Source organism: Roseateles sp. P1_C1_2, from assembly GCF_056406535.1.
In genome coordinates, this window is the sequence record NZ_JBFUAB010000025.1 from 26,591 (window position 1) to 52,626 (window position 26,036).

The 26,036-nt window shown below is 68.4% G+C and carries 22 protein-coding genes; 4 read left to right on the forward strand and 18 right to left on the reverse strand.

All coding sequences use genetic code 11. From position 1 onward, the window contains the following. Window positions 1-36: 36 nt before the first annotated feature. The 13 genes from gtfA to AC1D2H_RS23165 all read right to left on the reverse strand — a co-directional run bounded on the left by gtfA (window position 37) and on the right by AC1D2H_RS23165 (window position 14,451). Window positions 37-1,533, reverse strand: a complete 1,497-nt coding sequence (gene gtfA, locus AC1D2H_RS23105) for a sucrose phosphorylase (RefSeq protein WP_478012606.1) — start codon at window positions 1,531-1,533, stop codon at window positions 37-39. Next, on the reverse strand, window positions 1,530-2,831 hold the full coding sequence (locus AC1D2H_RS23110) for an MFS transporter (protein WP_478012607.1): 1,302 nt from the start codon (window positions 2,829-2,831) through the stop codon (window positions 1,530-1,532). Before AC1D2H_RS23110 ends, gtfA begins: the two co-directional genes overlap by 4 nt. A 2-nt stretch (window positions 2,832-2,833) precedes the next feature. Continuing rightward, window positions 2,834-3,715, reverse strand: coding sequence for a PfkB family carbohydrate kinase (locus AC1D2H_RS23115; protein WP_478012608.1), 882 nt, complete (start codon window positions 3,713-3,715; stop codon window positions 2,834-2,836). A gap of 5 nt (window positions 3,716-3,720) precedes the next feature. Next, the gene (locus AC1D2H_RS23120; protein WP_478012609.1) at window positions 3,721-6,018 is read right to left on the reverse strand and encodes a TonB-dependent receptor; all 2,298 of its coding nucleotides are present in this window, start codon (window positions 6,016-6,018) and stop codon (window positions 3,721-3,723) included. A gap of 227 nt (window positions 6,019-6,245) precedes the next feature. Continuing rightward, a complete protein-coding gene (locus AC1D2H_RS23125) occupies window positions 6,246-7,304 on the reverse strand; it encodes a LacI family DNA-binding transcriptional regulator (RefSeq protein WP_477928335.1) in 1,059 nt (352 codons plus the stop codon). A gap of 231 nt (window positions 7,305-7,535) precedes the next feature. Then, window positions 7,536-9,215 (reverse strand): MFS transporter, encoded by a 1,680-nt coding sequence (locus tag AC1D2H_RS23130; RefSeq protein WP_478012610.1) that lies wholly within the window; start codon window positions 9,213-9,215, stop codon window positions 7,536-7,538. A gap of 186 nt (window positions 9,216-9,401) precedes the next feature. Further along, a complete protein-coding gene (locus AC1D2H_RS23135) occupies window positions 9,402-10,061 on the reverse strand; it encodes a DsbA family protein (protein ID WP_477928339.1) in 660 nt (219 codons plus the stop codon). Next, entirely contained in the window at window positions 10,058-10,285 is a 228-nt protein-coding gene (locus AC1D2H_RS23140; protein ID WP_477928341.1) for a DUF1289 domain-containing protein, read from the reverse strand. The genes AC1D2H_RS23135 and AC1D2H_RS23140 overlap by 4 nt, the downstream gene beginning before the upstream one ends. Next, window positions 10,282-10,803, reverse strand: a complete 522-nt coding sequence (locus AC1D2H_RS23145) for a YbaK/EbsC family protein (protein ID WP_477928343.1) — start codon at window positions 10,801-10,803, stop codon at window positions 10,282-10,284. Before AC1D2H_RS23145 ends, AC1D2H_RS23140 begins: the two co-directional genes overlap by 4 nt. Before the next feature lie 29 nt (window positions 10,804-10,832). Next, window positions 10,833-11,228 carry a hypothetical protein gene (locus tag AC1D2H_RS23150; RefSeq protein ID WP_477928345.1) on the reverse strand — a complete coding sequence of 132 codons (396 nt, stop codon included), beginning with the start codon at window positions 11,226-11,228 and terminating at the stop codon, window positions 10,833-10,835. Between the two features lie 10 nt (window positions 11,229-11,238). Continuing rightward, window positions 11,239-11,628 carry a DUF3224 domain-containing protein gene (locus AC1D2H_RS23155; protein WP_477928346.1) on the reverse strand — a complete coding sequence of 130 codons (390 nt, stop codon included), beginning with the start codon at window positions 11,626-11,628 and terminating at the stop codon, window positions 11,239-11,241. After that, the gene (locus AC1D2H_RS23160; protein ID WP_477928348.1) at window positions 11,628-12,860 is read right to left on the reverse strand and encodes a cyanophycinase; all 1,233 of its coding nucleotides are present in this window, start codon (window positions 12,858-12,860) and stop codon (window positions 11,628-11,630) included. Before AC1D2H_RS23160 ends, AC1D2H_RS23155 begins: the two co-directional genes overlap by 1 nt. Window positions 12,861-12,996: 136 nt before the next feature. Next, entirely contained in the window at window positions 12,997-14,451 is a 1,455-nt protein-coding gene (locus AC1D2H_RS23165; RefSeq protein WP_478012611.1) for a cyanophycinase, read from the reverse strand. Window positions 14,452-14,643: 192 nt separating this feature from the next. Here AC1D2H_RS23165 and AC1D2H_RS23170 point away from each other — a divergent pair, with 192 nt between their 5' ends. Next, the gene (locus tag AC1D2H_RS23170; RefSeq protein ID WP_477928351.1) at window positions 14,644-17,358 is read left to right on the forward strand and encodes a TonB-dependent receptor; all 2,715 of its coding nucleotides are present in this window, start codon (window positions 14,644-14,646) and stop codon (window positions 17,356-17,358) included. Here AC1D2H_RS23170 and AC1D2H_RS23175 read toward each other — a convergent pair. From AC1D2H_RS23175 to AC1D2H_RS23185, 3 genes are read right to left on the reverse strand one after another with little or no spacing between them, the layout of a single operon-like run. Next, window positions 17,351-17,770, reverse strand: coding sequence for an acyl-CoA thioesterase (locus AC1D2H_RS23175; RefSeq protein ID WP_478012612.1), 420 nt, complete (start codon window positions 17,768-17,770; stop codon window positions 17,351-17,353). The genes AC1D2H_RS23170 and AC1D2H_RS23175 overlap by 8 nt on opposite strands. After that, window positions 17,767-18,390, reverse strand: a complete 624-nt coding sequence (locus AC1D2H_RS23180; protein WP_477928354.1) for a YceH family protein — start codon at window positions 18,388-18,390, stop codon at window positions 17,767-17,769. Before AC1D2H_RS23180 ends, AC1D2H_RS23175 begins: the two co-directional genes overlap by 4 nt. Next, window positions 18,390-19,172, reverse strand: coding sequence for an SDR family oxidoreductase (locus tag AC1D2H_RS23185; protein WP_478012613.1), 783 nt, complete (start codon window positions 19,170-19,172; stop codon window positions 18,390-18,392). The genes AC1D2H_RS23180 and AC1D2H_RS23185 overlap by 1 nt, the downstream gene beginning before the upstream one ends. Before the next feature lie 396 nt (window positions 19,173-19,568). On the opposite strand from AC1D2H_RS23185, the gene AC1D2H_RS23190 reads away from it, so the two are divergent. From AC1D2H_RS23190 to fdhD, 3 genes are all read left to right on the forward strand, one after another. Next, window positions 19,569-21,245: an electron transfer flavoprotein-ubiquinone oxidoreductase gene (locus AC1D2H_RS23190; RefSeq protein ID WP_478012614.1), complete on the forward strand. Its 1,677-nt coding sequence runs from the start codon at window positions 19,569-19,571 to the stop codon at window positions 21,243-21,245. Window positions 21,246-21,314: 69 nt separating this feature from the next. Then, on the forward strand, window positions 21,315-22,124 hold the full coding sequence (locus AC1D2H_RS23195) for a DUF72 domain-containing protein (RefSeq protein ID WP_478012615.1): 810 nt from the start codon (window positions 21,315-21,317) through the stop codon (window positions 22,122-22,124). Window positions 22,125-22,193: 69 nt separating this feature from the next. Beyond that, the gene (gene fdhD, locus AC1D2H_RS23200) at window positions 22,194-22,958 is read left to right on the forward strand and encodes a formate dehydrogenase accessory sulfurtransferase FdhD (RefSeq protein ID WP_478012616.1); all 765 of its coding nucleotides are present in this window, start codon (window positions 22,194-22,196) and stop codon (window positions 22,956-22,958) included. 7 nt (window positions 22,959-22,965) lie between these two features. Here fdhD and AC1D2H_RS23205 read toward each other — a convergent pair whose 3' ends face one another. Both AC1D2H_RS23205 and AC1D2H_RS23210 read right to left on the reverse strand, forming a co-directional pair. After that, entirely contained in the window at window positions 22,966-25,026 is a 2,061-nt protein-coding gene (locus tag AC1D2H_RS23205) for a diguanylate cyclase (RefSeq protein WP_478012617.1), read from the reverse strand. Continuing rightward, entirely contained in the window at window positions 25,023-26,018 is a 996-nt protein-coding gene (locus AC1D2H_RS23210; protein WP_478012618.1) for a tripartite tricarboxylate transporter substrate binding protein, read from the reverse strand. Before AC1D2H_RS23210 ends, AC1D2H_RS23205 begins: the two co-directional genes overlap by 4 nt. Window positions 26,019-26,036: the final 18 nt, after the last annotated feature.

The window sequence follows — 26,036 nt, forward strand, 5'->3', positions numbered from 1 at the left end:
TGAACTGCCCCGGATTCTGCTCAGCCAGGCTGACGCTCAACTGAAGGCGAAGCGTCCCGGCCCATCACCCTCGGTGCTGTAGCTCAGCTCGTGATCCAGACTTGCAAAGTCCAGGCGCAGGGTCGCCCAGTGGCCGTCCTGCTGCCAGCGCAGGCTGAGTTCCTCTTCGCTGCTGGCCAGCAGCTGGAAGCTGCCGTCAAATGCCGGGTGGCGGTTGCGCAGCTTGATGAGTTCGATCAGGCGGCGCACGACCGGGCGCTCGCACTCGCCAGCGATCTCGTCCTCGCCATAGAAATGGCGATTGATGTCGCGGCCGACCTGGGTGCGGGACAGCAGCACCATGTCGTTGTGGCCGGCCAGCAGGCCGACGTAATAGACCTGGGGCACGCCGGGCAGGAAGAACTGGACGGCGCGGGCCAGCAGATAGGCCGTCTCGTTGCGGCCCATGGCGTCAAAGAAGCTGCAATTGACCTGGTAGAGATCGAGGTTGCTGGCCGCAGCACCCGTGGCGAGCCGGCTCGCGCCGCCGCTGGCCTCGTGGATGCGCTCGACCAAGGCGTCCAATTCCCACGGCGGCACCAGGCCGGGGTGGGCCGTGCGGTCGCTGGCGTCGGCGCCGATGTCGATGATGCCGATGCCGTCATGGGTGTCGAGCACCGTCAACGCGTTGGTCGGCCGGATGGCGATCCAGCGCTTGAGCGCCGCCGCGGTCTTGAAGGCGAAGGCATGCAGCACCAGGGGCGGCAAGGCGAAGTCATAGACCCAGTCGACCCGGGCCGCGATCTCGATCTGGCGCTGGTGGTAGGCGTGGATCTCGACCAGCACCTCGATGCCCAGCGCCCTCGCCTCGGCCGCAAACTCGGCGATGAAGTCAAAGGTCTCCGGCATCATGAAGCAGCTGGCGCCGGCCTTCTTGATGGCATAGCCGACGGCGTCCAGCCGCACCATGCGGATGCTGTTCGCGGCCAGGGTCTTGAGGATGCCGCTCAGATAGGCCCGGCCCTGTGGATGGCGCACGGCGATGTCGATCTGCGCGGCCGTGAAGGTGGTCCACAGGATGCGGCGTTCGCCGTTCTTCAGCATCGCGGTCGTCAGGGGCAGGCCGGGGCGGGGGCGGTACACGGACAGCAGGTCACGCTCGCTGGCGCCGCCGGGAAAGACCGCATCCAGCGTCAGGAACAGGCCCGCATAGGCCGAGGCCTCGCCCTTCTCGGCATAGTCCAGGAACTGCGGCGACTCGCTGGACATGTGGTTGACGATGACGTCGGCCATCACGTCCAGGCCCTCGGTCAGCGCCTTGATGTCGCTCCAGTGCCCCAGGCGCGGGTCGACCTGGGTGTGATCGATGGGGTCGAAGCCTGCGTCGGCGCCGTCGATGGCATGGAAGAAGGGCAGCAGGTGGACGCCGCCGAACACGCCCGCCAGCGGCGAGCCGGGTTGGCCGAGCAGCTTCCCGAGACGGATCAGGTCGGCGCCATCGCGCCGGCCGCCAAGGCGGTCCACATAGGTGATGAGCTGGACTTGGTTCTTCATGAGGACTTGGGACTCTTGACGGCCAGCACGCACAGCGCCGCAAGCGCCAGCAGCACGCCGGCGAGGCGAATGACGTTCTCGGGACGACCCGCCAGCAGGCTGTCGTAGAACAGGGGCAGCGTCATCGCCTGGATCAGCATCGGGATGACGATGAACATATTGAAGATGCCCATGTAGACGCCGGCGCGCTCGGGCGGGATGCTGCCGGCCAGCAGCACGTAGGGGTTGCCCATGATGGAACCCCAGGCCAGGCCAATGCCAACCATGGGCAGGAAGAGCCAGGCTTTGTCCCGAATGCCGGGCAGCGCCCACATGCCCGCGGCCGCACAGGCGAGTGCGAAGGCATGCACCCATTTCGCGCCGAGGCGCTTGGTGAACGGCACCATCGCGAAAGCGGCGACGAAGGCGACGGCGTTGTAGAAGCCGCCGACCTGGCCGTTGAGCAGCGCCGCGTCGCGAAAGCCGGCGCTGTGCGGGTCGTCGGTGCCGAAGACCGTCGCGGCCAGCGTCGGCACGATGTAGATCCAGTAACACATCATGCCGTACCACTGGAACAGCGCCATCCACCACAGCCGCCGCATCGTGGCCGGCATGTCGCGCAGCGCGGCCCAGATCTCCGCGAGTGCCGGGCCAAAGCCATGCGGCAGCGCGCGCAGCCGCGCGATCTCCTCGGCCGGCAGTGGCAGTTCGGGCACCTTGCGGATGGACCACCACACCGTCGTGAACGACAGCAGCGCGCCGATGACGAAGGCCAGCGTGGTGACGACCGGGATGCCGTTGGCGCCCAGCGCGTCCTTGTTCATGCCGAAGAACACGAGCAGGCTGGGTGTCAGATAGGCCAGCGTCTGCGCCAGGCCGGTGAACGAGGCCTGCGTGAGGAAGCCGCTGGCATGCTGCTCTTCGCGCAGGCGGTCACTGACATAGGCGCGGTAGGGCTCCATCGTCACGTTGTTGGCCGCGTCCAGGATCCACAGCAGGCCGGCCGCGAACCACAGCGCCGGGCTGAAGGGCATGGCCAGCAAGCCCAGCGAGCACAGCAGCGCGCCGATCAGGAAGTAAGGCGTGCGCCGGCCCAGGCGGTGCGTCGTGCGGTCGCTCATCGCGCCAATGAGGGGTTGCACCAGCAGGCCGGTGATGGGGCCGGCCAGCCAGAGGTAGGGAAGGCTCTTGCCGTCGGCGCCCAGCATCTGGTAGATCGGGCTCATATTGGCCTGCTGCAGGCCGAAGCTGAACTGGATGCCGAGGAAGCCGACATTCATGTTCACGATCTGGGAGAACGACAGGTGAGGCTTGTGCATCTTCATTCCTCGGCCGGCAGCGCGTGCAGTGCTTCGCGCCAGGCGGCCAACGCTGTCGGATCGGAAGGCAGCGGGCCGCGCACGCCGCAGATCATCGCGGCGTAGCGGTTGGCCAGGGCCAGGGTTGCGCCCAGGTCACGGCTCAGCGACAGGCCGGCCAGCAGCAAGGCGGTGAAGCCGTCGCCCGCGCCGACGCTGTCGACAAAGGCCGGCTGCGGCACACCCTCCCCCGTCGCCAACAACTGGCCCTGCTCGCCGTGCAACGCGTAGCCGGCGGCGCCGCGCGTCAGCACCAAGCCCTGCAGCGCGAAGCGGGCCATCAGCGCTGGCAGCGTGGGCTCGAACCAGGCGAGCAGGCAGCCCAGTTCGTCCTCGTTGAGCTTGACCCAGTCGGCCAGCATCAGCACTTCAGCGGCGAGTTCGGGCGTGTCGCTGCCGGAGCGCAGGTTGAGGTCGAGCAGGCGCGAGCCGGGCGTGCGCTTGACGGTCGCACGGATGGCAGCGCGGGAGCTTGGATGACGTTGGGCCAGGCTGCCGAAGTAGACGATGCCGTCGCCGGCCACCGGTGCCTCGAGATGGTCCCAGGCCGCATCGGCGTGGATCTCGAAACGGTGGTCGCCGGCCACATCCTCATGCACGCTGACGCGGCCGGTGGCGTGGGTCGCGTCGCGCTGCAGGCCGTCGACCGCAAGGCCGAAGCGCGCGGCGCTTTCCAGCACCAGACGGCCGGCCGGGTCATCCGCGCCGATGCGGCTGACGAAACGGACCGGTGCCCCGAAAGCGGCCAACGAGCGCGCGACGTTGAACGGTGCGCCGCCGGCGACTGCGCCGTCGTGGAACTCGTCCACGAGGGCTTCGCCGAGCACGAGGACGGGCGTGGCCATGAGCTTCAGAAGCTGTAGCGCAGCGAAGCCTTGACCGTGCGGCCCGTGTAGGCCCGCGCGGCACCGCGGCCGTCGTTGCTCTCGGTGTAGGCCAGCTCGTTGAAGAGGTTGTTGGCTGCCAGCGAGAGCGTCGCGCGATCGGTAAGCGCATAGCTCGCGAACGCGTTGACGACGGTGTAGGCCGGCAGCGTGATCGTCAGCGCGCCGGTGGGGCCATCGTCCAGGCTCTTGGTCGTGCCGACGATGCTGACGCCCAAGCTCAGCGCATCGTTCAGGTTGACGGTGGGCGTGAGCTGGTAGACGACCTTGGCCTGGCGCTTCGGAGCCCGCCCATCGGCCTGCTTCGCGTCGGTGTAGGTCAGGCCGCCCAGCAGGCTGACGACACCCAAGCGGGCTGAGCCTTCCAGCTCCAGGCCGTTGCTGCGGTAGCTGTTGGCCTTGGCGACGATGGGGTTGGTCGTCACGTCGACGTTGACCTCATCCGTCTTGGCGTGGAAGAGCGTAGCGAACAGGCTCATGCCACCGCCGCGGATCTTCACGCCAGCCTCGGCCTGCCTGACCTTGTTGGTCGGGATGGTCGGGCTCTTGCCGTTGACGAGGTTGGGGTTGTTGAAGAAGGTGATGCGGTCGGCGTTGTAGGCGGCGCCGTCGGAGTAGCGGGCGAACAGCGACAGGTCCCTGTTCAGCGCGTAGTTGCCGCCCAGGGAGTAGGAGGTGCGGCCAAAGTCGTAGTCAATGGCGTTGGGCTTGCCGAGGTCATAGGCCAGGCCGGCGTTGGACTGGTAGTAGGCCCCGCTGGCCTTCTGGTTGTCGCGGCGCAGGCCGATGTCGGCCGACAGCGCGCCGGACTCCAGATTGAGCACCAGGTAGGGCGCGTTGGTCGTGTACTTGCTGTCCTGGGTGTTGCTGCAGCAGCCACCGAAGCCGGGCGAGCCGTTGACGAGGCCGGGCACGTTGAGCACGCGGGCACCCTCGCCGCTGGCCGACAGCGAGTACTGGTTGAAGTTCCACGTCAGGTCCAGCTGCTGCACCGAGGTGTAGAGGCCGGCCACGGCGCTGAGCTTGGCACCGCCGCCGAGGTCGAAGTCACGCGAGAACTTCAGGTCGTTGGCCATCAGGCCGGCGTTGTCGACCTGGGTGTTGAAGACGACGGCCGTGAACTTCGCTCCCGTGTAAGCCGCGCCGGCGTCGGGGCCGGTGGCCAGCGTCGTGCCGGCGGGTGCTGCGGCCACGTCGTCGCCCGGGAAGATGCCGATGAAGCGGCCCGAGTTCTTGCTCCACGAAAACTTGTTCTGCAGGCGAAACCCGCCGCCGGCGTCGAGGTCCATCTCGGCGCCGAAGGCATCGCTCTTGGCGGTCAGGCCGTCGCGGATGTTGCTGGTGGCGCGGCCGTTGCTGTTGGTCAGCGTGCTGTCCATGGGCCAGGCGACGTCATAGAAAGCCGTGCGCCGCGGGTCCAGGCCCGGGATCTGCTGGATGCCGCCGTTCACATAACGCACCGGCGTCGGCATGAAGGTCGGGCTGTGGTCGTCCAGATGCTTGAGGCTCAAGCGCACAAAGCTCCTGCCCTCCAGTTCGAAGGTGACGTTGGCGCGCACCTGGCCGCCGTTTTCGGTGCCATCGGCGCCCTTGCGGCCGCCATCGCCAACACGGTAGAAGCCGCCGATGAAGAAGCGCGTCTTGGGCGCGAGGCGCCCGCCGTAGCCGAAGTCGACACGGGTCTGTTCGAAGTCCAGGCCCTTGGTCAGTTGCAGGCTGCCGCCGGGCTCCAGGCCGGTCTTGCCGATGAAGTTGATGATGCCGCCAGGCGCGCCGGTGGCCAGCAGCGCGGCCGAGCCGCCGCGGACCACCTCCAGGCGCTCGAAGCCGGCATCGGCGCGCATCCAGGTGTCGGGCGTGGCGAAGGCGATGTCGCCGAACTGCAGCACGGGCAGGCCGTCTTCCTGGAACTGGATGTAGCGCGCACCGCCGGCCGAGACCGGGATGCCGCGCACCGCGACGTTGGCGTTGGATTCACCACCGCTGGCCTCGGCACGGATGCCGGGCACGCCCCGCAGCAGGTCCGTCGCGCTGGCGGCGGTGACGGCCGCGACGCCTTCGCTCTCGATGGTCGAGATGGCCACGCTGGAGCGCATCTTGGACTTGGCCGAGGAGGTCCCCGTGACGACGACGGCGTCGAGCTTGAGGCCGTCGGCCGTGTCAGTGGTGGCGGCTTGCTGGGCCTGGGCGGCGGCAGCGATGACGGCGAGCGCCGCAGCGGCCAGGGGAGTGAAGCGCGCGCGGCGCAGTGCAAGGGTGTGCATGTCGTCTCCTGTTGTCGTATTCCGGGCGCCTTCTTCGAGGCGGGCGGCAGCGCCTGAATCAAGCGCCGTCCGTGTCCTCATTCTGCACTCGATGCAATCGTTTTGCAATCGATTGCAATTCAGTAGAAGCCCTTAGTAATCGACAACCACCCGCACAAATCAATCAATCGTTGGAAACGATATTCAACGGCCCAATGGCCTGCGCACCGAAGGCCCGATGCCCCGGCTCAGCGGGAACGGTCGGGAGCGCTTTCGCGCAACTTCAGGTAGACGGGCAGCGTCTGCGGCCCGGCGCGCTCGCCACGCAACTGGCCCAGCAGGGCCTCGACGAGTTCGGCGCCCGCCTCGGCCACCGGCTGGTGAACCGTGGTCAGCGGCGGATCGCAATAGGCGGCCAGCGGCATGTCGTCGTAGCCAACGACGGCGACGTCATCCGGTACGCGGCGGCCAGTGGCACGCAGGGCCTGGACCATCAGCATGGCCAGCACGTCGCTGCAGCAGAAGACGGCGTCGAAGTCGCGTTGCGCCGCGCAGAACTCGCGCAACTGCCCCGTTGCGACGCTGGGCTCGAAGGGGGCCGGCAGCTCCAGCGCTGGATCGACCTCCAGACCCGCCTCACGCAGCGCCTGCTGATGGCCCTGATGGCGCAGCCAGACCTCGGGCAGGCGGGCGTCGCCGATGAAGGCGATGCGCCGCCGCCCCAGCGCCAGCAGGTGCCCAGTCGCAAGGATGCCGCCCAGCACGTTGTCGCCACCCACGCTGCAGTACAGCTGCTGCGGCATCTCGCCGCCCCAGACCACCAGCGGCAGCTTGCGCGCGGCCATCTCGTTGAGCTGGTCGTGCTGGCGCCACTGCCCGATGAGGATGACGCCGATGGCCTTGCCGGAGTCGAACCAGTGCGAGGCCAGGTCCAGCCGCTCGGCATCGACGCGCGACAGCAGCATGTCGTAGCCGCGGTCGGTCAGCGCATCGGCAATGGCGCCGACGATGGACAGGAAAAAGGGGTCGGAGATGTGCTGGCGGGACTTGGGGTCATAGGGCACGACGACGGCGACCGTTTTGTTCTCCTGCAGGCGCAGGTTGCGCGCGCCGAAGTTGATCGAGTAGTTCAGCGAGCGCGCCAGTTCAGCCACGCGCTGGCGGGTCTCGGCGTTGACGAGCTCGCTGCCGTTCAAGGCCCGCGACACCGTCGACACCGACACGCCGGCCAGGCGGGCGATGTCGACCATCTGCAGCCGCCGCTGCTCGCCGGCGCTGCCGTCGGGGGAGTCTTTGGACTTGGGCATCCGCGGCATCCTCGCAGGGCTGGCTGCAATCGACAAGCAGGGTGACCCAGAAAGGGAAAGGCCGGCYTGCGCCGGCCTTTCGCCTTTCTTCCGGGCCGAGCGCCGGGCCGCTCCCAAGCCGGCCCGCTCTGGCGATGTGCTTGCCGGTCGAGCCGGCAAGCATCGCCGTCCCCTCGGGGGACCGGCTGGGCACGCCCGCGTTCAGCGGCGCGTGACCAGACGAGGGGCTCGTCAGTCCCGGGCGTAGATGTCCACGTCCTTGGTTTCACGGACGAACAGCACGCCGATGACGAAGGTCGCGGCAGCGATGACGATGGGGTACCAGAGGCCGTGATAGATGTTGCCGTTCTGCGCCACCATCGCGAAGGTGATGGAGGGCAGCATGCCGCCGAACCAGCCGTTGCCGATGTGATACGGCAGGCTCATCGACGTGTAGCGGATGCGGGTCGGGAACATCTCGACCAGCATGGCCGCGATCGGGCCGTAGACCATGGTCACGTACAGCACCAGCACGAACAGGATGGCGATGACCATCGGCACATTGGCCTTGGCCATGTCGGCCTTGGCCGGGTAGCCGGCGGCCTTCATCGCTTCGCCCAGGTCCTTCTTGAAGGCGGCGATGGCCTTGGTGCTGGCTTCGTCGAACTTGTGCTCGGTCAGCTTGGCCGCGGTGGGGACGGCGATTTCCTTTTCACCGACGCGCACGACGGTCGGCGAACCGGCCGGCGCCTCGACGGTCTCGGAGCTGGCGGACGAGCCCGTCAGCGCGCGCTTGGCGATGTCGCAGGCACTGGTGAAGTCCACTTCACGGGCAATCGGGCTGCCCTGGAAGGAGCAGCTGGCCACGTTGGTGCTCAGCGTGACCTTGGAGGTCTCCTGGGCCTTGGCGAGGTCGGGGTTGGCCGCGCCGGTCAGCGCCTTGAACAGCGGGAAGTAGGTCAGCGCGGCGAGCAGCAGGCCGGCCATGATGATGGGCTTGCGGCCGATCTTGTCCGACAGCGTGCCGAAGATGACGAAGAAGGGCGTGCCCAGGATCAGCGCGATGGCGATCCAGATGTTGGCGGTGGGCGCGTCGACCTTGAGCACCGACGTCAGGAAGAACAGCGCGTAGAACTGGCCCGAATACCAGACCACGCCCTGGCCGGCCACCAGGCCGAAGAGAGCCAGCAGCACGATCTTCAGGTTCTTCCACTGGCCGAAGGACTCGGACAGCGGTGCCTTGGAGGTCTTGCCCTCGGCCTTCATCTTCTGGAAGGCGGGCGATTCGTTCATCGACAGACGAATCCACACCGAGATACCCAGCAGCAGGATGGAGACGATGAAGGGAATGCGCCAGCCCCACTCGGCGAAGTCCTTCTCGCCCAGCGAGGTACGAACGCCCAGGATGACCATCAGCGACAGGAACAGGCCCAGCGTCGCCGTGGTCTGGATCCACGAGGTGTAGGCGCCGCGCTTGCCGTGCGGCGCGTGCTCGGCCACATAGGTGGCGGCACCGCCGTACTCACCGCCCAGAGCCAGGCCCTGCAGCAGACGCAGGCCGATCAGGATGACCGGGGCCGCGGCACCGATGGTCGCGTAGGTGGGCAGCACGCCGACGATGAAGGTCGACAGACCCATGATCAAGATCGTCACCAGGAAGGTGTACTTGCGGCCGATCATGTCGCCCAGGCGGCCGAACACCAGCGCGCCGAAGGGGCGCACGATGAAGCCCGCGGCAAAGGCCATGAGCGACGCGATGAACGCGGCGCCAGGCTCCAGGCCGGCGAAGAACTGCTTGGCGATGATGGCCGCCAGGGAACCGTAGAGGTAGAAGTCGTACCACTCGAACACCGTGCCCAGCGAAGAAGCGAAGATGACCTTCTTCTCTTCGCGGGTCATCGGCGCCGAGGCCGTTGAAGTCGCAGTTGCCATTGATATGTCTCCGTCGTGTTGCAGGCCGCCCCACAGGCTTCCCTCACCGTGACTATTCACACCGCCTCTGACCCCGTTCTGACGCCAGTCTGAATCGAGGCTGACAAACTCCGCAGGAACCCGCAGTTCGCATTTCTCAATGCGAGATCAGATGACCCTCGCGGGTAAATCCTGAGACGTTTTGAATCAGTGTTTCCGGGTGATGCCGGGTCTGGCCTGAGCCGCCGACTCCCAGACGCCGCTGCGAAACCAGGGGTCGCCCGCCAGCGCCGCGCGCAGCATGGGCAGCGCGTCCTGGCCCCAGAACAGGCGCCCCTCGAACTCGATGGTCGGCACGCCGAACACGCCCAGGGCCAGCGCGCTTTCAGTTTCGCTGCGCAGGCGTTGCTTGACGGCGTCGCCGGCCGGATCCTGCGCAGGCGCGAGACGCTCGGTCAACGCGGCCAGGCGAGCCGCGTCGCTGGCGTCGGCGCCGGCGCCGCGCCAGACATGGTGGAAGAGCTGCTCGACGACCCAACGGCCCGGCGTGTCGCCGGGCTGGCCTTCCGGCGCCGCGCAGGCCCAGGCCAGGCGCAGCAGCGGCAAGGGGTTGAAGGGGTGCTGGGCCGGCGGGTCCAGCACGACGCCCTGGGTGTGCGCCAGCCAGGCTACCTGGCGGAAGGTCCAGCGGCGCTTGGCCTCGATCTCGGCCGGACCCTTCTGCCCGAGGGCCTGAAGCAGGGCCGCGAACAGGATGGGCCGGTAGACGACCTCGACGCTGTGGCCGGCCAGCGCCTCGGGCAGGGCCTCGAAGCCCAGGGCCGCATAGGGCGAGATGGGGTCGAAATAGAAGGTCAGCTGCTTCATCGATCCTGTTCCTCGCTGTGCGGCCAGGGGCCGAGCCACAAACCATGGCGATGCATCTCGACGCGCCGCTCGGGCAACTGATCCAGGATGTGGCGTTGCAGGGTCTCGGGCGCCCCGCCCCAGCCGGCGATCTCGTTGATGCTGCGCGCACAGCCGCGGCACCAGCCGGTGGCAGCGTCCATCTGGCAGACGTTGACGCAGGGAGAAACGACCGCGGGCTTCATGCCTGAACGACGTCGATGACGGGAGCGCCGGTGATCCTCTCCAAATCGCCCGGCGTCAGCTTGAACACGCCGTTCGGATGTCCGGCCGCGGCCCAGATGATGTCGAAGCGGAACAGTTCGCGATCGATGAAGAGCTGGGGGTGGGCCGCGCCGTCGGTCGGTGCGAAGCCGGCGGGCGACACGCCGCCGATGGAGAAGCCGGTGCGGGCCTTGACGAAGTCGGCGTCGGCCCGGCCCAGCGGCCCGGTGTGGGGCTTGAGCTTGGCCTCGTCGACGCGCTTGTCGCCCGAGGTGATGACGAGGACGGCCCCATCTTCAGCCCCTTCGGCCTTGCGGCGGAAGACGACGCACTTGGCGATCTGGCCGAGCGTGACGCCGAGGGCGTCGGCCGCCTCCTGGGCGGTGCGGGCGGCAACGTCCAGCCACAGCGGCGCATGCGGGTGGGCAAGCGCCGTCAGCGCCGCGTTGACGCGCTGAAAGCCTTCGGGTCGGGTGTCGCGGGATTCGGTATCGGGCATGGCCGCAATTGTGTCGCGGCCCTGCCGCGTCAATCGCGGTCCTTGCCCTTGTCCTTGTGCTTGCCATGGCCCTTGCCATGGCCTTTGCCCTGGTCGTTGCCTTCGCCGCGCCGCTCGTAGCGATCCTGGTACCAGTCCTCGCGGACAAAGTAGACCGGCATGCCACAGGCGTTGTAGCGGGCGCAGTGCTTGGCCCAGTTCTTCTGGTGGCCGGGCGGGATGCGCATATAGACGGGCTCGACATGCACGGGCCGACGCTGCACCCAGACGGGCTCGGCCAGCACGACGGGCGGCGGTGCGACGTTGCCGATGTCGATGCGTCCGTAGAAGCCCGGCTGGCCGATCTGCACCGACACGCCGACGTCGGTGGCCCGTGCGGCGCCCGCGAGCAGCATCAGGGCCATCAGGGGGAGGATTTTCGTCATGGCGTCTCCTTCAGTCGGGCAGCGAGAAGTCAAAGTCGTAGAAGTGCTGGTGGCCTTCGACGCGGATGCGCATGCTGCCGGCCAGGCCGGCCAGGGCGCCGGTGCCGGAGTCGGGCACGACGCTGATGTCCAGCGTGGGCTGGCCGCGGCTCATGCGGCCCTGGTGGACCAGGGCGAAGCTGCCAGCGCGCCCCTGCAGGCTGCCCGTCACCGTCTCCAGCGCCACATAGGCCGCCGAGCCGGCCACGCTGCCATGGGTGGCCAGCATCTGGCCGGCACCCTTCGCCTCGAGGGCGCCGTGATACTGCTTGTCGAGCAGCATGCGGCCGATGGCCGGGCTTTCGGGCTGTGCGTCCTGGCCCTTCATGCCGACGCTGAATTCACCGCTGATCGCCGTCATCACCGTTCTCCTTGGAGCTGCGGCTCCGATTCGACCACGCGCAGCGGCTCGGCGGCCAGCGGCGTGAACAAGGGGTTGGCCACGCGCACCGGCACGACGTCGAGCCGGGCACCCAGCACCGTGTAGTCCTCGCTGCCCAGCATCGCGCTGCACCAGCCGACGAGGCCGGGGCCACGCCGCAGGCGGAACTCGAAGCCGATGTCCGGCATCGGGTCGCCCGGCCGGGGGTTGGCCCGGTAGGCCAGGCCGCGCACCTGGGGCGACGGCCCGTCGAGCAATTGGGTCAGCGCTTCGAGGAGGCAACCGTCGCCGAGGATGTCGAGGAAATAGCGGTCGGAGTCCAGGCCCGGCTCGAAGCCCGGGGCGGCCGGTTCGATGCGCGGCTCGCTCAGCTTGTGCGGGGCCGGCGTCGTCACCCCGCTGACGAGGTCGTGGCGGTCGCCATGGTCCAGATAGGACAGGCGGGCGCCACGCAGGTTGAAGGCTGGCAGCGTCGGGTCGTGGGTGGCTTCGCCGAGGTCGACCAGCACGGCGCCGCTGCCACCGATCACCTCGAGCGCGGAGCCCTTGATGACGACCGCGGCGTTCTCGTCCACGCCCAGGCCGAGACGGTAGCCGAGTGCCTGCAGGGCCGGCAGCATGCGGCCGATGCGGCCCCGCTTGAGGAAATGCTGGTCGATGAGGAGGTCGGGGGCGACGAAGCCGAAGCCGCGGTCGTACTCCTGGCCGGCCCGCCACTGGCCGCGCAGCACGGCGAGGTTGTCCATCGCGTCGCGGAACATCAGCCGGCTCATGACGGCCGCACCCGCGCTGGTGCCGGCAATGACACCACCGGCCGCGAAGACGGCACGGATGGCGCCGAGCATGGCCGTCGGCTGGCCACCGGGTTGCAGCACGTCGACGAGGTATTCCTGGGCGCCGCCCGAGAAGAACACCGCCCGCGACGCCGCAACGCGGGCGATCAGCGCCGGGTCGTTCAGCGTGGCGGCCAGGTCTATCCCGTCGAGATGAGGCGCGAGCGGGATGGCCTCGGCGCGGGCGCCGCAGCGGTTCAGCGCCGCGACGATCTGGGCCGCGATGCGCTCAGGTTCGTAGGCTGCCGTCGGGAAGACGGCGATGGGCGCGCCAGCGCCACCGGCCTCGTCGACGATGCGCTGCCAGACAGCGTCGCTGTCAGCTTTGAGTGCGCCGCCAATGACGATGACGGTGCCGGCGGGGGCGTGGGAGACCAAGGTAGATGAAAGAGCCCGGCGAAGGGGCCGGGCCGGCAGGAATCACAGGCCAGCCATCATGGCAGCGCGGCGGCGGCCGCAACAGCGGGTCAAGCCCGAGGAAGCGCAAGCAGCCGTGAGCAAACGCTGCAAGCCGTCACGGCCGGGCCGCCGAGGCGGCCGACGCAGCGGCAGGTGCTGGCGGAGGGGGCGGTGTCGCAGCCGCCTTGGGCGGCGTCCAGCCGCCATACAGCGGCATGGGCAGGCGCACCGGGCTGATGTCGAGGTAGAGGTTGGTGACGGTGAACTGCTCGCCGCCGAACTCCTCGGTGCTCCAGCCCAGCGAATCCGAGCCCTTGTAGAGGCGGAACAGGAAGCCCAGCTCGGCCAGCGGGTCGTTCTGGCGCGGCAGCACGTCGAAGGCCAGGCCCTTGACCTCCTTGCGCATGCTGTCGATCAGGCGGCTCATGGCACCGGAGATGGTCGAGTCGCCCAGCATGTCGAGGTGGAAGACGTCGTCGGTGTAATAGGGCTTGAAGTTGGGCGACTCGGCGTCGTGCAACTCGCCGCGCAGCTTGGGCGCCGAGGGCGTCGTCGAACGTGCGCGCAGGTGGTAGCGGTCGCCGTGCTCCAGGTAGGACAGGCGCGCGCCCTGCACATTGAAGGCGCCCAGCGTGGCATCCGTCTTGGCTTCGCTCAGGTCCACGACCAGGGCGCCACGGTCGCCGATGACCTCGATCTCGTCGCCACGAATGATGGCGGCGGTGTTCTCGTCCACGCCCAGGCCGATCTTGTAGCCCTTGGCCATCATCAGCGGGATCATGCGGCCGAAGCGCCCGCGCTTGAGGAAATGCTGGTCGACGAAGAGATGCGGGCCGACGAAGCCCAGGCCGCGGTCGACCTGCTTGCCATCGACGAAGCGGCCCTTGAGGATGTTGACGACGCTGGGCGCGTCGCGAAACATGACCGTGCTCATGATGGCCGCGCCGGCCGAGGTGCCGGCGACGACACCGCCCTTGCGGTAGACATCCCAGATGGCCTCCAGCATGGGCGTGCTCTGGCCGCCGGGCTGCAGCACGTCGACGATGCGCTCCTGCGTGCCACCGGTGAAGAAGATGCCCTTGGCGGCCTTGACCTTGGCGATCAGCGCCGGGTCGCGCACGACCTTGGTCAGGTCCACCCACAGGAATTTGGGCGCCACGGGCAGGGCCTCGGCGATGGCACCGCGGCGCTGCAGCAGGTCGACGACCTGCTTGGCACTGGCTTCGGGATCCTCGCTGGCGGTGCCGAAAACGACGAAGCGCGCGCCCTTGCCGCCGGCCAGTTGGACGATGCGCTGCCAGACTTCCTCGTTGTCGGCCTTCAGGGCGCCACCGATGGGCACCGCATAGCCGCGGATGGCGGGCTCGGTCTCGACGACGGCCGAGGCAGGCGCCGGGGCCGATGCGGGTGCGTGGACCGGGGCCGCCGCCTTGGCCGGTGCCGGTGCATTCGCACGCGGGCCCGAGGCCGGCGTGGCGGGTCGAAACAACCTGAAACCCTGGGGCGCACTCGCCGCCGGTGCTGCGGGGGTGGCCGCCTGCACGCTCATGGCCATCGCCATCGCTGCCATTCCGGCCCAGATCCTTGCCCTCATGCCCACTACCCTCCTTGGTCAGACCGCGCATGATGACAGAGCCCCGATGACCATTCGCCCCTAATTCAAACGACGAGGGGCGTGGCGCGGGCGAGACGAATCCACAGCTGGCTACCGGCGGCTAGCGCCACCGTGCCTAGACTCGCGCGAACCACGGAGGCCACCCCAATGAAAACGCCCTGCCCTTCCCGCATTGCCGCCGCAGCGGCGCTGCTCGCGCTGAGCTATGTCGCTCAGGCCCAGGCCCAGTCGACGCTGGAGCGTGTCGAGATCACCGGCACGGCCATCAAGCGCATCGAGGGCGAGACGGCGCTGCCGGTGCAGGTCATCACGCGCAACGAGATCGACAAGGCCGGCGTGACGACGGCCGCCGAGCTGATTGCCCGCATCAGCGCCAGCGCCAACAACCTGACCGACGGCGGCAGCATTGGCTACGGCGGCTTTCGCGACCAGATGGGCCTGAACGCCGCCAACCTGCGCGGCCTGGGCGTGTCGTCCACGCTGGTGCTGCTGAACGGCCGGCGCATGGCCAACTTCGCCTCGCCGGGCGACGCCGCCGGCGTGGACCTGAACAGCATCCCGGCTGCGGCCATCCAGCGTGTCGAGATCCTGCTGGACGGCGCCTCCTCGCTGTACGGCTCTGACGCCATCGGTGGCGTCATCAACTTCATCACGCGCAAGGATTTCAACGGCGCCGAGATCAGCGTGCTGGCCGGCAACACGACCGAGGGCGGTGCCAGCAAGCGTTCGGCGACGCTGGCCGGCGGCTTCGGCGACTACGGCCGCCAGGGCTTCAACGTGATGGCCGTGCTGGACGTGCAGAAGACCACCAGCCTGAATGCCTCGCAACGCAAATTCATCAAGGAGCTGGACATCCCCGGCCGGCTGCCGGACCTGCTGTCCAGCGCCAGTTATCCCGGCAACATCCTGCTGGACCAGAACCTGCCGGCCTCCGAGCAGCGCGACACCCTGATCGCGGAAGGCTACAAGGCCAATGGCAAGGACGTCATCAGCACCTACCGGGTCAACCCTCTGGCCGCCACTGGCTGCAATCCGGCCAACGGCAGCCTCTACCTGCCCGACGGCATCGGCGGCGTGGACGGCTGCACCTTCGACTACATGCGGGACATCGAGCTCTATCCCAAGGCGAAGAAGAGCAGTCTGTTCACCCGCGGCGTGTTCAACCTCGGCGGCGGCCACCAGCTCTTCGCCGAGGCTTCGCTGGCGCGCGCCCGCACCTTCTACACCGGCACGCCCAACCGCGTGGACGCCGAGATCGACATCTCGCGCATCCCGGCCCTCGCCTTCAGCTCGCTGAACGCGCTGCCGGCAGACGACGAGCGCCGCATCATGGTCGTGCGCACCCGCCTCACCGAGTCAGGCCTGCGCACCAGCGAGGTGGTGTCTTCGGCCGACCGCTTCGTGCTGGGCACCAACGGCTTGCTGGCCGGCTGGGACTACGAATGGGCACTGAACCACAGCCGCAGCAAGGTGTCCGACCGCGACTATCAGGGCTATCTGAACGAAGCGATGATCATGGACGGCTTCGCCGCCGGCACGCTGAATGCGTTCGGCCCGTCCAGCGCGGCGGGCCTGGCTCTCTACGAGAAGGCCCAGATCCGCGGCGAGGTTCGCCAGGCCACTGGCACGATGGACGCGCTGGACTTCAAGGCCTCCAAGGCGCTCACGCAGCTCGCCGGCGGCGACCTGGCCGTTGCCTTCGGTGGCGAACTGCGCCGCGAGAAGCAGAACTACCATCAGTCCGATGCACTGAAGCAGGACCTCATCCTGGGTGAATCCTCGCAAGGCCCGGACTCCGATTTCGGCAAATCGCGCAAGGTCAGCGCCGTGTTCGGCGAGATCAGTGCGCCCGTCACCAAGCAGCTCGAGCTGCAGGCGGCGCTGCGCTATGAGCACTACCAGGTGAGCGGCGGCGCGGCCAGCCCGAAGGTCGGCCTGAAATACGTGCCCATGCCGGAGCTGCTGCTGCGCGCCTCGGTCGGCAAGGGCTTCCGGGCCCCGAGCATGTCCGACCTCTACCGCCCGCTCACGCAAGGAAATTCCGCCACGCTGGTCGACCCGGTCTGCCTGGCCGCCGACCCGGACAACACGCCCACCGACTGCTCCGACATCTGGACCACGCTGAACTACAGCAACGCCAAGCTCAAACCGGAGAAATCGCGCCAGTTCTCGCTCGGCGCCGTCTTCGAGCCGCGGCGGGGTGTCAGCGTCAATGTGGACTACTGGAACATCGAGAAGACCAACCTGATCAGCACGCTGGGCGTGGACGTGATCCTTGGCAACCTCGCCAAATACGGCGGCTTCGTGCATCGCGATGACGACAACGACATCGAGGCCATCGACCTGATCAAGGAGAACCGCGGCAAGCAGCGCATCTCCGGCCTGGACCTGGGTGTGTCGCTGACCAACCTGAAGACCGGCTTCGGCCAGTTCGGCCTGCGCCTGAACGGCACGCTGACGCTGAAGTCGCAGCAGCAGACCGGTGACGGCGATCCCTTCGTCAGCAACCTCGGCGTCTTCATCAACGACGGCGTCGTGCAGCGCTGGCGGCATACGCTGAGCCTGGACTGGGAGCACGGCCCCTTCTCGGCCACCGTGTCCAACAGCTACCTGCAGGGCTACGACGACCAGCACATCATCGGCAAGTCGGACATCAAGGTCGGCGCCTATTCGCTGTGGAACCTGTCAGGCGGCTGGGACGTGACCAAGTCGCTGACCCTGCGTGCGGGGGTGCAGAACGCCTTCGACAAGTCGCCGCCTTTCTCGCAGCAGGCCTACTTCTTCCTGTCCGGCTACGACCCGAGCTACACCGACCCGCGCGGCCGCTACGCCTACATCAGCGCGAAATACACCCTCAAGTGACCAACGCCCGCACCCACTCCGGCAGGGCAATCGCCTTGTCGGTCTGGGCGTCGAACCACAGCGTCGTCGCGCCGCCCTCAGCGTAGATGACGCCGGGCGCGTCGGCGCGCTCCAGCGTGATCCAGGTCTCGAAGCTGGTGCGGCCCGGGTCGCTGACGTAGTGCTTGGCCAGCACCTCACCCGGCACCTTCAACTGGCGATAGAAGTTGCAGAAGGCGTTGACGATGACCGGCCCCTGCCCGCCCGGGTTGGGCGGCGCACCGATGGCGGCGAGCCAGTCCACGCGTGCCATCTCCAGGTAGCGAAAGTAGAGCGTGTTGTTGATGTGGCCCATCGCGTCCATGTCGCCCCAGCGCATCTGGATGCGCAGCTCGAAGGTGAGCTTCTTCTCGGCCGGGACGAGGTATCTCATGGGGTGATGCCGAGTTCGGCCGCAATGCGGTTGACGAGTTGGCGCAGCGAGGCGACTTCCGCGCGCAGCAGGGCCACTTCCTCATCACGGGGCATGGCCACCGCGGCGGCCTGCTCGATGGACGCCACCGGTCCGCACAGCAACTGCGCCCAGCGCGCCTCGCGGGCGCCGGGAGCCTTGGGCAGCTTGATGGCCATGGGAGGCTCGCGCTCGGCCAGTTCTTCCAGAAAGCCCTCGACCGACGACACATCGGCAAAGCGGTGCAGGCGCTCGGTGTTCTGGCGCAGCTCGGCCGCCGTCTGCGGGCCACGCAGCATCAGCTGGGTCAGCAGGGCCATCGCGGCGCCGGGCACACCCACGCCGCGCGCGAAGTTGTGCTCATAGCGCACCACGCGGCTGCCGCTGACCGTGTTGACGAGGCTCAGCGCCTTCAACTCCTCCACCGTCGCCAGCACTTCGGCTTCGCTGACGTCCATGACCGGGTCGCGTGCCGTCTTCTGGTTGCAGCCCGACGTGAGGGCATTGGCCGACAGCGGGTAGCTGTCGGGCACTGTGCTTTCCTTTTCGACGAGGACGGCGAGGACGCGGGCTTCCAGCGGGGTCAGGTCTCGCTTCAACATCAGACTCCGAAACCGTCGTCGGCCTGGATCACCGCGCCATTGATGAAGTGGCTCTCGTTGGCGCACAGCATCAGCAGGGCCGTGTCGAGGTCCCTGGGCTGGCCCACGCGCTTGCGCGGCAGCAGCTCGACGAGCTTCTTGCCCTGCTCGGTGCCCCAGTGGTGGTGGTTGATCTCGGTGTCGATATAGCCCGGGCAGATGGCATTGACGTTGATGCCGTACTTGCCCCACTCCAGCGCCATCGCCCGAGTCATGTGGATGACGGCGGCCTTGCTCATTGCATAGACGCCGATCTGGCCCAGCACGCGCAGGCCGGCCATGGAGGCGACGTTGACGATGCGCCCACCGATGAAGGTGCCCGGCGCCGAGCCGCGGGCGCGTGCCAGCATGCGCTTGCCCACCTCCTGCGCGACGAAGAAGGCGCCACGCGTGTTGGTGTCCATCACATAGTCGTAGTCGTTCTCGGTGACGTCGGTGAGGCGCTGCGTCGTGCTGACGCCGGAGTTGTTGATGAGGATGTCCAGCGTGCCGACCTCGGTCTCGGCGTGGGCCACCGCGGACTTGATGCTGTCCACGTCGGTCACGTCCAGCTGCACGACATGGGCGTCGCCGCCGTTGCCCTCGATCTCGGCGCGCAGGTCCTTCAGCCGCTCGACGCGCCGGCCGGCCAGCACGACGCAGGCGCCGGCCTGCGACAGGGTCTTGGCGAACTGCGCGCCCAGGCCGCTGGATGCACCGGTGATCAGGGCCACGCGGCCTTCGAGGTTGATGGCGTAACTCATGAGACTGCTTTCTGAGTGGGTTGCGTCCATCCTACCGGGCCAGGAGGCTGTCAGGCTTGGGGACGGGTGCGCGCCGCAGCGAGTTGCGATGCGAGACCAGGCGCGGGAGAGGCGTGTGGCGGGCCACACAACGAGCCCGCAACGCCGGATCGCCTCGCAAATCGCTCCGGCCCTTCGGGTTGGGCCTGCAAGGGGCCGCTTCAGCGTTGCAAATGCTCGCCGTAGCACCGCTACGCCTGCGCTTTGCGCCTTGTCTCGGCCCCTTGCAGGCCCAACGCGCACCCGTCCCCAAGCCTGACAGCCTCCTAGACCGCGCAACCTAAAAAAGCACGATCGTTCGATTCGCAATCCAGCCTCTCTAGAATCGCGCGCAATTCAAAGCTGACGGAGACCTGCATGACATCCGAAGAAATCCTCGCCCAGTTCGGCCCCCGCGAGTCCATGGAATACGACGTGGTCATCGTCGGCGGTGGCCCGGCGGGCCTGGCCACGGCCATCCGCCTGAAGCAGATCAAGCCCGACGCCAACATCGTCGTGCTGGAGAAGGGCTCGGAGCCCGGCGCCCACATCCTGTCCGGCGCGGTGATGGACCCGCGTGCCATCACCGAGCTGTTCCCGAACTGGAAGGAACTCGGCGCACCGCTGAACCAGGCCGTGACCGGCGACGATGTGCTGATGCTGTCCGAGACCGGCAGCACCCGCACGCCCGACTTTCTCGTGCCGCGCAACTTCCACAACGATGGCTGCTACGTCATCAGCCTGTCCGACGTCGTCAAGTGGATGGCCGGCCAGGCCGAAGCCCTCGGCATCGAGATCTTCCCCGGCTTTGCCGCCGCCGAGGTGCTCTACGACGACCAGGGCCGCGTCAAGGGCGTGGCCACCGGCAATATGGGCCTGGGCAAGGACGGCGAGCCCACCGACCACTTCCAGCTCGGCATGGAGTTGCTCGGCAAATACACCGTCTTTGCCGAAGGCGCGCGTGGCCATCTCGGCAAGCAGTTGCTCGCCAAGTACAAGCTGACCGACGGCAAGGACACCCAGACCTATGCCATCGGCATCAAGGAGCTGTGGGAGATCCCGGCGGACAAGGCCCAGCCCGGCAAGGTGGTGCACACGGCCGGCTGGCCGATGGAGGGCGACACCTTCGGCGGCGGCTTTCTGTACCACCTGGCGGACAACAAGGTCACGCTCGGCTTCGTCATCGGCCTGGACTACGACAACCCCTATCTGAGCCCCTTCGAGGAGATGCAGCGCTGGAAGGCCCACCCGGCCATCCGCGCCCACATCGAAGGCGGCAAGCGCATCGGCTACGGCGCCCGCGCCATCAACAACGGCACGCCGCAAGCCCTGCCCAAGACGGTCTTCCCGGGCGGCTGCCTGATCGGCTGCGACGCCGGCTACCTGAACGCGGCCCGCATCAAGGGCAGCCACGCGGCCATCAAGAGCGGCATGCTGGCCGCCGAAGCCCTGGCGCCGGCCCTGGACGCCGGCCGCGCCCAGGACGAGCTGAGCGCTTACCCCGAAGCCTTCGAGAAGAGCTGGCTGAACGAGGAACTGCAGCAGAGCCGCAACTTCAAGCTCTGGTTCAAGAAGGGCCAGCTGACCGGCAAGCTGATGACCGGCATCGAGCAGTGGCTGCTGCCCAAGCTGGGCGTCAAGAACCCGCCCTGGACGCTGCACAACCACAAGGCCGACAACGCGTCCCTGCGCCCGGCCGCCGAGTGCAAGCCCATCGCCTATCCGAAGCCGGACGGCAAGCTGACCTTCGACCGCCTGTCGTCGGTGTTCATCTCCAACACCAACCACGAAGAGAACCAGCCGGCCCATCTGACGCTGAAGAGCGACGCGGTGCCGGTGCAGGTCAACCTCGCCAAGTACGCCGGACCTGAGGCCCGCTACTGCCCGGCCGGTGTCTACGAGTTCGTGCCCAACGAGGCCGGCGGCGGCGAGCGCCTGCAGATCAACGCGCAGAACTGCGTGCACTGCAAGACCTGCGACATCAAGGACCCGACGCAGAACATCGTCTGGGTCACGCCCGAAGGCGGCGGCGGTCCGAACTACGCGGGCATGTAAGCCCGCTTGCGTTGAACGCACCCTGGCCGATAGACTGTTTTTTCATACAGCCATCAGCCAGGAGTCGGCGTGAGTGCAGCAAAGATCAGGGTCGGTATCGGCGGCTGGAACTTCGAGCCGTGGCGCGACAACTTCTACCCCAAGGGCTGGCCGCAGGCGCGTGAGCTGGAATATGCCAGCCAGCACCTGACGGCCATCGAGATCAACAGCACCTACTACGGTGCACAGAAGCCAGCCACCTTCGCCAAGTGGCGGGACACCGCGCCCGATGGCTTCATGTTCTCGCTGAAGGCCATCCGCTTTGCGACGCAGCGCCGCGTGCTGGCCGATGGCGCCGACTCCATCAAGCGCTTCATCGACAGCGGCATTGCGGAACTCGGCGACAAGCTCGGGCCCATCGTCTGGCAGCTGGCGCCGACGCATAAATTCGACGCCGGCGACCTGCGCGCCTTCCTGGAGCTGCTGCCCGCCGAGGTGGGCGGCCTGAAGCTGCGCCATGCGCTGGACGTGCGCCACGCCAGCTTCCAGTGCCCCGAGTACCTCGCGCTGGCGCGCCAGTACAAGGCCGCCACGGTGTTCACGGAGTCCGACGACTACCCGCCCATCGCCGAGCCTACCGGCGACTTCGTCTACACGCGCATCATGCGCACGCACAGCGACGAGCCACTGGGCTGCAAGCCCGAGGTCTTCCCACAGCTGGCGGCGTCCGCCCAAGCCTGGGCCGAAGGCGGTGAGCCGGACGGCGTGCCACGCATCGAAGCCCCCGGCGCGGGTGCGCCGCGCGACGTCTTCGTCTATTTCATCAGCGGCGCCAAGGAGCGCGCGCCACATGCCGCCATGGCCCTGCGTCGCGCGCTTGGCGAAGACGTGCCCGCCTAGGCTTGCCGCCGTGCCATGCGCTTGACCGCGGCGCCAGCGCGCCACGGAGCGGCTTCTATCATTGCCACCATGCAATCTGAGGCCGCGCTGCGCACATTGAGACCCCTGAACACCGCGGCCGACGAAGAGGTCGCCGTGGAGGTGCCGATCGCGCTGACGGTCAACGACATCTCGCAGGCCGTGATGCTGGCCACGCCGGCCGATCTGGAGGACTTCGCGCTGGGTTTCGGTCTGGCCGAAGGCTGGTTCACGTCGCGGCGCGAACTGCTCGACATCGAGGTCGAGACCCGCCCGGAAGGCATGGAACTCTCGCTGACCGTCACGGCGGCCTGCGAGCAGCGCCTGAAGGCGCGCCGCCGCACGCTGGCCGGCCGCACCGGCTGCGGGCTGTGCGGCGTCGAGAGCCTCACGCAGCTCGCCGCGGTGCAGCCCTCGCCGGTCCAGGCCCCCGCGCTGGCCGCCGACGCACTGGACCGGGCGCTGGCCGCCCTGCCCGCGGCCCAGGTGCTGAATGCGCGCTGTGGCGGCCTGCACTCCGCGGCCTGGTGCCGGCCCGACGGCGCCCTCGTGCTGGCGCGTGAGGACATCGGCCGCCACAACGCGCTGGACAAGCTGATTGGCGCCCTCTCCCGCCGCGACGTCGATCGGCACGACGGCTTCGTGCTGATGTCCAGCCGGGCCAGCTACGAACTGGTCCACAAGACGGCGATGGCCGGCATCGGCCTGCTGGCCTGCGTGTCGGCGCCCAGCAGCCTGGCGATAGCGACGGCGCGCGGCCTGGACCTGCAGCTCTGGGCTTTCGTGCGCGAGGGTCGCGCGACGCGCTACGCCTGACGAGGGCCTAGCGGGCCGCCGCGGCGGCCCGCGTTTCGTCCTCGCCCTCACCGGCCAGGAAGCAGCGCATGACGACCTGGTCGCGCCCGCCGCGCTTGGCCTCGTACAAGGCCTCGTCGGCCGCGGCGTACATGACCTCGGGCGTCAGGCTGGAACTCGGTGCGGCCCACCAGGCCAGGCCGAAGCTGGCCGTCACCACCCGCTGCGGACTGCCTTCGTGCGGCAGGGCCAGCGCGTGCAGGGCGACATTGAGCTGACTGACGAAATGCAGGGCCGTCTCGGCCGACGTGGCCGAGAAGATGACGCCGAACTCCTCGCCGCCCAGACGGAACAGCGCATCGGTCGAGCGCTTGATCGAGTCCTTGAGCGTCTGTGCCAGCGCCTTCAGGACGGCGTCGCCCGCCTGGTGGCCGTAGCGGTCGTTGTAGGCCTTGAAGTGGTCCACGTCCAGCATGCACAGGGCCACGGCCTGGCCGCGCTGTGCACCGGCCAGGGCGGCCAGGCAGACATCATTGAAATGACGCCGGTTGAAGGCGCCGGTCAGCGCGTCGACGATGGCCAGATCGCGCAACTGGCGGTTGGCGGCCTCCAGCGCACGGGCGTCGTCTTGCAGACGCTGCTCATCGCCCTTGCGGCGCGAGATGTCCATGTGCGTGCCGGCCAGCCGCAGCGGACGGCCCTCCGCGTCGCGCTCGAAGACGCTGCCATTGCTCTGCACCCAGATCCAGTGGCCATCGGCATGGCGCATGCGGAACTCGGCCGTGTAGCGCTCGTCCGCACCGCTGAAATGACGCTTCATGGCCAGGCTGGCCTCGATGAGGTCGCCCGGGTGGCAGAGCCGCTCCCAGGTCGTGCCCGTCACCGGCTCGAGCTCGGCGCGGCTGCGGCCCAGCATCTGGGCCCAGCGCTCGTTGATGTCCAGCTGGCCGCTGTCGATATGCCAGTCCCAGGTGCCGGCGGCAGTGCCGTCCAGCACATTGGCCATGCGCTGGCGGTCCTCGGCCAGGATGGCTTCCGTCCTCTCCAGGCGACGCCTGACGACGAGGCTGCGCGCCACCGCGAGCGCGACGAGCAGGCTCGCCAGGCCGCCGGCGGCCAGCGCCAGCAGCGGTGTCCGGTCGGTTTCGGCGGCCAGCGCGCCGGCCCTGGGCCTGAGCACCAGCTGCCAGGGGCGCCCGCCCACGTCGACGCTGAGCGCCGTGTCGCGCTCATCGGACTGGAAAGGCTCGCTGCCGGCCGATGAATAGATGAGGCGGTGCTTTTCCTCCTGGTCGAAGACGAAGACGTCCAGGCCATTGGCATCGGCCCGCAGCGCCGCCTCGGCCATCAGCGCCGGCAGCTCGATGACGCCGGCGAGGAAGCCGGCCAGCTCGCGGCGCCGCTCCTCGACACCGGCCGGCCGCGCCGTGCGGTAGACCGGTGCGGACACCGCGAAGCCGCTGATGGCCGTGGCCTGCTGGCCGCGCCGGATCAGCGGGAAGGTCTCGGAGGCGATGGGCACGCCCGCATCGCGCGCGAGCAGCTTGGAGCGCATGCGGCGCGGGTCGAAGGCCATGTCCACGCCGACGGCTGCGCCGTTCTCGGGCCAGGAATAGCGCACCGGCACATGCACCTCGCGCTCGCGCGCAGGGACGAAGCCTTCGCCCTGGTAGTCCGGCGCCGGCTCGACGACGCGGTAGCCCGGCTGCTCCAGGTTGGCCTGCGCCTCGAATTCGGCCAGCCTCGCATGAGGCACGACGGGCTGCCACTCCAGCAAGCTCAAGGCCGACGAGTCGGTCACCAGGCCGGTGCCATAGCGCGCGAACTGCGCACGCGTCAGCTCGGAATGCGCCGACATCATCTGGCTGGCCGCCTGCAGCGTCTCCACCACCCTCACCAGTTGCAGGTCGAAGGCAGCGACCACGCTCTGGCCCATCGCATTCAGCAGCTCGCGCTGCTGGCCCGCGGCCTTCAAGGCCAGCGACCGGTAGGCGCCCACGCTGCCGGCCAGGCCCACCACCAGGATGAGAGCGACCAGCGTCGCGTCCACGATCCAGGGCCAGAGACGGCGGCGCGGCGGCGTGCTCATGGCCGGGCCTCCAGCGTCGTCACGAGGCGCTCGTAGAACTGCCCCTGCTGGCGCAGGTAGAGCGCCGGGTCCTTGATCGCGTGGATGCGGGCCGACGCGCCCAGCGCCTCGGTGCCGGCCTGCCATTCGGCATCGGCGGCCACCTTGTCGAGCAATGCACGCCAGCGTTCAACCGCCTCAGGCGGCATGCCTGCCGGCCCGAGCAGGGCCGACCAGCCCTGCAGCTGCTGCATGTCCCGCAGGCCGAGCTCGGCCGCGTTCTGCAGCCGCGGCAGCGCCCGCAGGCGCCCCTGGGCCGTCGTCATCAGGCCGCGCAGGGCACCCGATTGCACCGCGGGCACGATGGTGCGTGCGTTGTTGCAGCTGAAATCCACCTCGCCGTTGATCAGGGCCTGCGTGGCCAGCGAGCCCTGGCCGAAATGCAGGGGCTTGGCGGCGTCGTCGGGCAGCCCGTTCAGCGCCAGCAGATAGCGCACGGCCAGGTTCTGCAGCGTGCCGGCGCCGGCCGTGCTGTAGCGCAGCTTGCCAGGCGTCGCGGCGATGGCCGCCAGCAGCTCCCGCATGGACAGGATGGGCATGCCGCTGCGAACGGCGCAGATGAGCGGCGCCTGGTCGAGCACGGCCAGCACGGTGAAGTCGCCCACGGGCGCGGCCGTGCGCGGCGACAGCGCCGGCAGGATGGCGACGCTGCCCGTGCGACCCAGCAACAGGGTTTGGCCATCGGGCGCGGCCTGCTTGACCGCCCGCCCGGCCGCGGCGCCCGATTCGGCCGTCAGGTGGACGATCTCGAAGCGCTGGCCGCCGATACGTGTCGCGCTCTGCACGAAATTGCGCGCGGAACCGTCGGCCTCGCCGCCGGCCATGAAGGGCACGAACAGGCGCACGCTGGGCGCTGCCGCCGGCAATTGGGCTGGCGGCTGCGCGGCGCACACGCCCGCAGCGGCCAGCAGACCGCCAGTCAACACCAGCAGAATGACGAGGCTCTGTCCCATCCGATTTATTGTCATGCT